Genomic DNA, 6,702 nt, shown 5'->3' with positions numbered 1-6,702 from the left:
CGGCAGCACAGACACCCGCCGGCCTGCGCCGGATCTGGAAGTACGAGCTGATGCCGCTGCTGGAGGAGCACTACCACGGACAGCTGACCCGGGCGCAGTTGGAGGAACGCTTCGGGCTGGACCAGCTGCTGGGACGCATTGCAGCGCGCTGATCCCCGGGCGTCCGGCACTTCCACCGGCCCGGTGCGGCACCTGGTCCTGGACGAGCTGTCCAGCGGGCTCGTCGAACGGCTGGATGCACCAAGCGCCGCCTACCTGAACTCCAGCGGCCTGGCCAAGGCCTCACCCATGGGGATGGGGCTGTACCGGATCGAGCCCGTGGGCAAGGTGGGGTCGGTGCGGACGGCCACCGTGCAGCTCGACGTGCGGCCGAAGGACCGGCTGGGCCTCGGCCGGCTCCTGTTTCTCCTCAGCTACGCGGGGGAGCAGGGGTTCCGCCCGGAAACCGTGGCAGCGGACGAGGACCGGGAGCTGTGGAGCGCCCTGGCCGAATCCCTGGCGCAGCTTGCAGAGCGGGCCCTGGGCCGCGGCGTGCTGCAGGGCTACCTCACCGTGGACGAATCCCTGCGGACGGTCAAGGGCCGCATCCGCATATCGGACCAGATCTCCCGCCGCCCCGGCATGCTGGTCCCCCTGGAGGTTTCCTACGACGAATTTACCGAGGACATCGCCGAGAACCGGATCCTGCGCGCCGCCTTGGAGCGGATGGCGCAGGTGCCCGGGGTTCGCCCGGAGGTGCTGGGCCGGCTGCGCCAGCTGAAGGGAAAGCTCGACGGCGTCACGCGCCTGCCGTCCGGCGCCCCGCTTCCGCCGTGGAAAGCCACCCGGATGAACCTGCGCTACCACGCGGTGCTGAGGCTGGCCGAGCTGATCCTGCGCAATGCCTCCGCCGAAACGGGCGAGGGCAGGCAGCAGACCGCCTCCTTCGTGGTGGACATGGCGCAGGTGTTCGAGGACTTTGTCGGCACTGCCCTGCGTGGGGCGATGTCCGCCTACCCGGGGGAGCTGCGGCTGCGCTACAACGCGTTGCTGAGCGAAGCCGTGCGGGATTCGGACCGCCTGTCGGTGCGCCCAGACGCCGTCCACATGCTCGGCGGACGGCCGGTGGTGGCGTACAACGCCAAATACCGCGCTGCGACGGACGCGGGCGCATCCCTGACCGCCGACCACTACCAGATGCTTGCCCACTGCACGGCGCTCGCCGTGCCCACCGCCTGGCTGGTGTATGCCGGGAAAGGCGAGACGAAGCTTCGCCGCATTCTGAACACGGATATCGACATCGTGGAATTCCCGCTGGACCTCAGCCAGCCGCCGTCGGACATCCTGGCCGCCGTCCGGGACCTCGCCCACCAGTCCTGGGGCGAGGTAGTCAGGACGGCGACATTGGCACGCGGAACGTAAACGTCGTCCCTTCGCCCAGGGTGCTTTCCACGCCGATCGTCCCGCCATGGGCCTCGACGATCGCCTTGCTGATCGGCAGGCCCAGGCCCACGCCGGGAATTGCGGTTCGCCGGACGCTGCTGGTGCGGAAGAACTTGGCGAAGACCTCCGAGGAGTCCTCCGGGCTCATGCCCATCCCGGTGTCGCTGACCCGGCAGGCCAGGTGTCCGTCTTCCCGGGCGATGGACACCACAACGTTACCGCCGTCCGGGGAGTACTTGATGGCGTTGGACACCAGGTTGTCCAGGACCTGGGAGATCCTGGCGCTGTCCACCTTGGCTTCCAGCCGCCCGGGCGTCCTGGCCTCCAACACCACTCCGGCCGCCGCAGCCCGGGGCATCGCGGAGGACACGCTGGCGCGCACCAGGTCCGCAACGTCCACGGTGTGCGGCGTGACGATGAGCTGCCCGTTGCGGCTGGACAGCAGGTCCGAGACCAGGGTGAGGAGCCGTTCGGAATTCCGGCGGATGATCTCCAGCACACCGCGCTGCGTTTCTTCCGGCTCGTCATCCAGCAGGATCTCCACGTAGCCCAGGATGGAGGTCAGCGGCGTCCGGAACTCGTGCGAAACGCTGGAGACGAAGTCATCCTTGGCGGTGAGGGCGTTAACGAGGTCGGTCACATCACTGAAGACGATCACCGATCCGGCGAAGTTGCCCTCACCGTCCTTCATGGCACGCGCCGTCGTCACGAGGGCCCGCTGCTCCTTCCCCTCTCCCAGCCACACCAGGTAGTCGGTAAAGGTTTCACCCAGGACCGCCCGGCGGACGGGCCGTTCCTGCACCGGAATCGGTGTCCTCCGGTCCGCGCCGAACACCAGCAGCTGGGATTCATTCGGGTCCGCAATGTCCTTGGGCCGGGCCAGTTCATGGTTGGCCCGCTGTTTCCGGTTCATCAGGATGTCGTGGCCGTCCGCGTCCACCGCGAGCACGCCCAGGTGCACGGTTTCCAGCACCGTGTTGAGCAGCTCTTGCTGGCGTTTGCTGGTGCGCAGGCTGGCCCGGAGCTGTTCGTCCTTCTCCTCCAGCTCGCTCTGCTGCCGCATCATGCTCAGGGTCAGGACGCTCACTGACACACCGATGCCGAGCATCAGCACCGGCAGGAGCAGGGAGCGGGCGAAATCCTGTGGGGTGTAGTTGCCCTTGAGGAGCAGCGGGACCCAGATGATGGCCAGCGGTGCCAGGAAGGAGAACCACAGGGCAGCCCTGGGGTAGTAGCCGGATGCGCACAACCAGATGACCGGAAACACCGCCAGCAGGCTGATGCCGGAAAGGCTTTCCTGGCCGCCCTCCCTGCCCAGCGCGATGGAGACGAAATCCAGGAGGGGGATGGCCAGGAAGCTCGTATAGGGCAGCCGGTCCCACGGGACCAGGTAGCACAGTGCCATGAGGACGAGCTGCGACACCAGGAAGGTAACGAACAGCGGGTTCTCCATGGTCTCGGTGAAGAACGCCCACACCAGGAACGCCGTCAGGAGGCTCGTCACGAACAAGGGCATCTGGCTCATCGCCACCCGGTCCGTCAGCCGGTACTCGTGGAAAGGGCGCTTGAAAAGCCGCATCCTCCCCGAGGACCACGCTACGGGGTTACTCATCGTGGAGGCGTGGATGTCGGAGTGCGTGCGGCCATACCAGCAGGATATCCGCCGCCGGTTATACTTCAGACGTCGGCTGCTGAGGGGGCTCTATGAGTGAGGCACGTGTGGGTCTGGTCATCGAGGATGACCACGACATTCGGGAACTGGTTCGCACGGTGCTGACCCAGGCCGGGTTTGAGGTGACCGTCGCCAGCGGCGGAGCCGAGGGCGTCCTCCTGGCCAAAACCCTGAACCCGGACGTCATCACCCTGGACCTGGGACTGCCGGACATCGACGGCTTTGAGGTATCCCGCCAGATCCGCGAGTTTTCGGACGCCTACATCGTGATGCTGACGGCGCGTACCGAGGAGCTGGATACCCTGATCGGGCTTGAATCCGGCGCGGACGACTACCTCACCAAGCCCTTCCGTCCGCGGGAGCTCCGTGCCCGGATTGCCGCCATGATGCGGCGGCCGCGGTCAGCGCCCGATCCCGGTGACGTTGCCATGGATCCCGCAGTGGACGGCTCCGCCCACCCGGAACGGGGCAATTTCAGCCACAACGGGCTGGAACTGAGCTACGCGTCCCGCACCGTCACTGTGGACGGCAAGGAGATGAACCTGACCCGCACAGAGTTCGAACTCCTGTACGCCCTGCTCGAAGCGGGCCGCACCGTGCGTACCAAGTCGGACCTGGTGCGCCGGCTCCGCGACGAGGATTACGACGTCGGCAGCTACATCAGCGAGGCCGACGAGCGTTCCGTGGAAGTGCACATGGGAAACCTGCGGAAGAAACTGGGCGACTCGCCGCAGCAGCCACGGTGGCTGCAGACCGTCCGCGGGGTGGGCTACCGCTTGGCGCCGGGACAGCACTGAGCCTGCAGCCGGTGCGTGGTCTGCCGGCTGCACAGGGTGATCGGCCGCAGGAACGCGGCGGCCAGCCTCGGCAGGGCCACAGCCATGTCCGCGTGCCGGGCCTCGGCCCGGATCTCGGTTTCCAGGTCCATGGCCAGGCCGGCCAGGCGTTCTGCCCCCACCATTTGGCTGGAGGTCTTCAGGCTGAGGACAGCGTCCATGGAACCCTCCAGGTCCCCGGTGGTCAGGGCCAGCCGGAGCCGGTCAAGCCGTTTCGGCAGGAAATCGATGAAGTTCCCCACGAACACCCGGCTGTACCCCTCTTCCTCATCAAGTTCCTCACGCAGCCGGTCCAAAACAGACTGGTCCACCAGCGGCCTGGGCGCATCATCCGGGGTGCTCATGACACTCCTTTCTGCTGGTTTCCCACCCTCGGGGAGCAGGGTGGATAGGCGGGGTATGTGTTCCTGTTCAGGTTAGGGCTGTTCCCTCCCCGCAACCGGGGCGGGAAGGAGAATTGTGGGTTTCTTGATGAGACTGCGGTTTTTGGGGCCCTGGCGGTGCAGCCCTGTGGGCTCGGCGCAGTTAAGGGCCGGCCTCCAGGAAGTGCACCAGCTGTGCCTCCAGTGAGGAGCCGTCCTTGAGTTCGCATTCCCAGACGGTCAGGACCTCCCAGCCGGCGTCTTCCAGCTGGCGCCGCTGGCCGGCGTCGCGCTCCCGCGTGCGGGCACGTTTCGCGGCCCAGAACTCCGCGTTGGCTTTCGGTGCGTGCTGGCCCACCCTGCAGTCATGGAAGTGCCAGAAGCAGCCGTTGACGAAGATCACCTTGTGCCGGCCGGCGAAAACGAGGTCCGGGTTTCCGGGCAGCCGCTTGCCGCCGCTGGTGCCGTGCAGCCGGTAGCGGTACCCCTTGGCATGCAGGAGCCGGCGCACCACGAGTTCCGGCTTGGTGTTCTTTCCGCGGATGCGGGACATGTTCCAGCTGCGCTGCTCCGGGGTGAGCCTGTCCGCACTGGTGTTGTCAGCCACCCTTCCAGTGTAGGAGCGGCTAGATCTCCCGTTCCGGCTGTTCGCCGAACACGAAGTGCCGCCCGCTGACGGACTTGGGTTCGATCTCCACGTAGAAGTCCTTGAGGGTGGGGACCCAGGTCTTCAGGCCGAGCTCTTCCACGGCCGCCAACTCGTCCGAGTGGCTGAGGACCCGCGCGCTCCCGCGCAGGACAACCGACCACGCTTCCTCGGAGAGGATGCCGTCGGTTTCGAAGAGGACCTGGGCGTTGATGGTCAGTTGTGCCAGTTTGTTGCCCGGCGCCGTGCGCAGGTAGACCTTGCGGTTCGAGGTCACGTAGTTGACGGGAAAGATGTCCGGCTCCCCGGCCACCGATACCACCAGGCGGCCATGCTTGGTTGCCGCCAGGAGGCGCCACGACTGCTCATCATCGAGTTCCAGGACGGGGTTGCCGTCCGCGTGTTCAAACATCATGGGCCCATTCTTCTACCTTCAGTAGAAAGGCGCTAGGGGCCTTCGGCACCTAATCGGAGGCCGTCACACCGTGCCGGGAGCACGTGGCCCACCACCCCAGTGGGGACACCTGGACCTGCTGCCGGCGTCCGCAGGACACGCAGAAGCGCGGCGGCTCCAGCACCAGGAGGTCGGCGCACCCAAGGTGGGCGTTCGACGGCGGGAGATGGCCGCCGTCGTCCGTTGCCTTCCTAGCGGGCTTGCCGCAGAGTCCGCAGTACGGACCCTCGGCCCGCCTTGGGCCGAGGCTGGTCACAGGGTCCTCTGCAGTTCCTTGATGGGCATGTTGAGGTCCACCAGCAGATCCAGGTCGGCGGTGGCGGGCCGGCCCAGGGTGGTGAGGTAATTGCCGACGATCACGGCGTTGATGCCGCCAAGGAGTCCGTCCCTGGTGCCCAGGTCGCCGAGGGTCAGCTCGCGGCCGCCCGCGTAGCGCAGCACGGTACGCGGCATGGCCAGGCGGAACGCTGCGATGGCGCGCAGGGCGTCCTTTCCATCCATGACCTGGTGGTGCTCGAGCGGCGTGCCGGGCCTCGGGTTGAGGAAGTTCAGCGGTACTTCATGCGGTTCCAGGGCCGCGAGCTGGGCGGCGAGTTCTGCCCGCTGCTCCAGTGTTTCACCCATCCCGACCAGGGCCCCGCAGCACAGTTCCATGCCGGCGGCCTTGACCATCGCGCAGGTGTCCAGGCGTTCTTCGTAGGTGTGGGTGGTGACCACCTGCGGGAAGTAGCTGCGGGCCGTTTCCAGGTTGTGGTTGTAGCGGTGGACGCCCCACTCCGCCAGCTGGTCCACCTGCCGCTGGGTGAGCATGCCCAGCGAGCAGGCGATATTGATGTCCACTTCTTCCCGGATGCGGTCGATCGCGAATTTGATCTGGTTCATCAGCCTCACGTCGGGGCCGCGTACTGCTGCGACGATGCAGAACTCGGTAGCGCCGCTGGCGGCTGTTTCTTTTGCGGCTTTGACCAGCTCCGGGATGTCCAGCCAGACGGCACGCACGGGGCTGTCGAACACGCCTGACTGGCTGCAGAAGTGGCAGTCCTCGGGGCAGCCGCCGGTCTTGATGGAGATGATGCCCTCCACTTCCACATCCTCCCCGCAGTGGCGCAGGCGAACCTGGTGGGCCAGTTCCAGGGCGGCCGGGAGCGCCTCGTCGGGGAGGCGGAGCACCTCCACCAGTTGTGCCTCGGACAGGCCGATGCCCTGGTCCAGGACCTGTCCGCGGGCGGTTTCCAAGATTGCGTGCTGCGTCATCAATGGTCCTTCTGCTCGGGAGGAAATGCTCTTCCCGACGCTAGTTCCGTGCTGTC

General features: G+C 66.6%; 9 protein-coding genes. 3 read left to right on the top strand and 6 right to left on the bottom strand.

The annotated features are described in order from the left end of the window. Both AC3IMC_RS17045 and AC3IMC_RS17040 read left to right on the top strand, forming a co-directional pair. Positions 1-152: hypothetical protein (locus AC3IMC_RS17045; protein ID WP_490919854.1), on the top strand; the 152-nt coding region annotated here is incomplete at its 5' end. Then, positions 139-1,401 carry a 5-methylcytosine restriction system specificity protein McrC gene (locus AC3IMC_RS17040; protein ID WP_490919853.1) on the top strand — a complete coding sequence of 421 codons (1,263 nt, stop codon included), beginning with the start codon at positions 139-141 and terminating at the stop codon, positions 1,399-1,401. The genes AC3IMC_RS17045 and AC3IMC_RS17040, both read left to right, overlap by 14 nt. Here AC3IMC_RS17040 and AC3IMC_RS17035 read toward each other — a convergent pair. Continuing rightward, positions 1,370-3,034: a sensor histidine kinase gene (locus AC3IMC_RS17035; RefSeq protein WP_490919852.1), complete on the bottom strand. Its 1,665-nt coding sequence runs from the start codon at positions 3,032-3,034 to the stop codon at positions 1,370-1,372. The genes AC3IMC_RS17040 and AC3IMC_RS17035 overlap by 32 nt on opposite strands. Before the next feature lie 92 nt (positions 3,035-3,126). On the opposite strand from AC3IMC_RS17035, the gene AC3IMC_RS17030 reads away from it, so the two are divergent. After that, a complete protein-coding gene (locus tag AC3IMC_RS17030; protein WP_490919851.1) occupies positions 3,127-3,891 on the top strand; it encodes a response regulator transcription factor in 765 nt (254 codons plus the stop codon). On the opposite strand, the gene AC3IMC_RS17025 is transcribed toward AC3IMC_RS17030, so the two are convergent. From AC3IMC_RS17025 to bioB, 5 genes are all read right to left on the bottom strand, one after another. Further along, positions 3,864-4,274 carry an Hpt domain-containing protein gene (locus tag AC3IMC_RS17025; RefSeq protein ID WP_490919850.1) on the bottom strand — a complete coding sequence of 137 codons (411 nt, stop codon included), beginning with the start codon at positions 4,272-4,274 and terminating at the stop codon, positions 3,864-3,866. The genes AC3IMC_RS17030 and AC3IMC_RS17025 overlap by 28 nt on opposite strands. 181 nt (positions 4,275-4,455) lie before the next feature. After that, the gene (locus AC3IMC_RS17020; RefSeq protein ID WP_490919849.1) at positions 4,456-4,899 is read right to left on the bottom strand and encodes a very short patch repair endonuclease; all 444 of its coding nucleotides are present in this window, start codon (positions 4,897-4,899) and stop codon (positions 4,456-4,458) included. A 19-nt stretch (positions 4,900-4,918) separates the two neighbouring features. Further along, positions 4,919-5,353: a pyridoxamine 5'-phosphate oxidase family protein gene (locus AC3IMC_RS17015; protein ID WP_490919848.1), complete on the bottom strand. Its 435-nt coding sequence runs from the start codon at positions 5,351-5,353 to the stop codon at positions 4,919-4,921. A 49-nt stretch (positions 5,354-5,402) separates the two neighbouring features. Beyond that, positions 5,403-5,648 carry a biotin synthase auxiliary protein BsaP gene (bsaP, locus tag AC3IMC_RS17010; RefSeq protein ID WP_490919847.1) on the bottom strand — a complete coding sequence of 82 codons (246 nt, stop codon included), beginning with the start codon at positions 5,646-5,648 and terminating at the stop codon, positions 5,403-5,405. Further along, positions 5,645-6,646, bottom strand: a complete 1,002-nt coding sequence (gene bioB / locus AC3IMC_RS17005) for a biotin synthase BioB (protein WP_490919846.1) — start codon at positions 6,644-6,646, stop codon at positions 5,645-5,647. The genes bsaP and bioB overlap by 4 nt, the downstream gene beginning before the upstream one ends. Positions 6,647-6,702 lie beyond the last annotated feature (56 nt).

This window comes from Arthrobacter sp. E70 (assembly GCF_058266945.1).
Note: the sequence above shows the minus strand (reverse complement) of the source record. Positions and strands in the feature narration are given on the sequence as shown.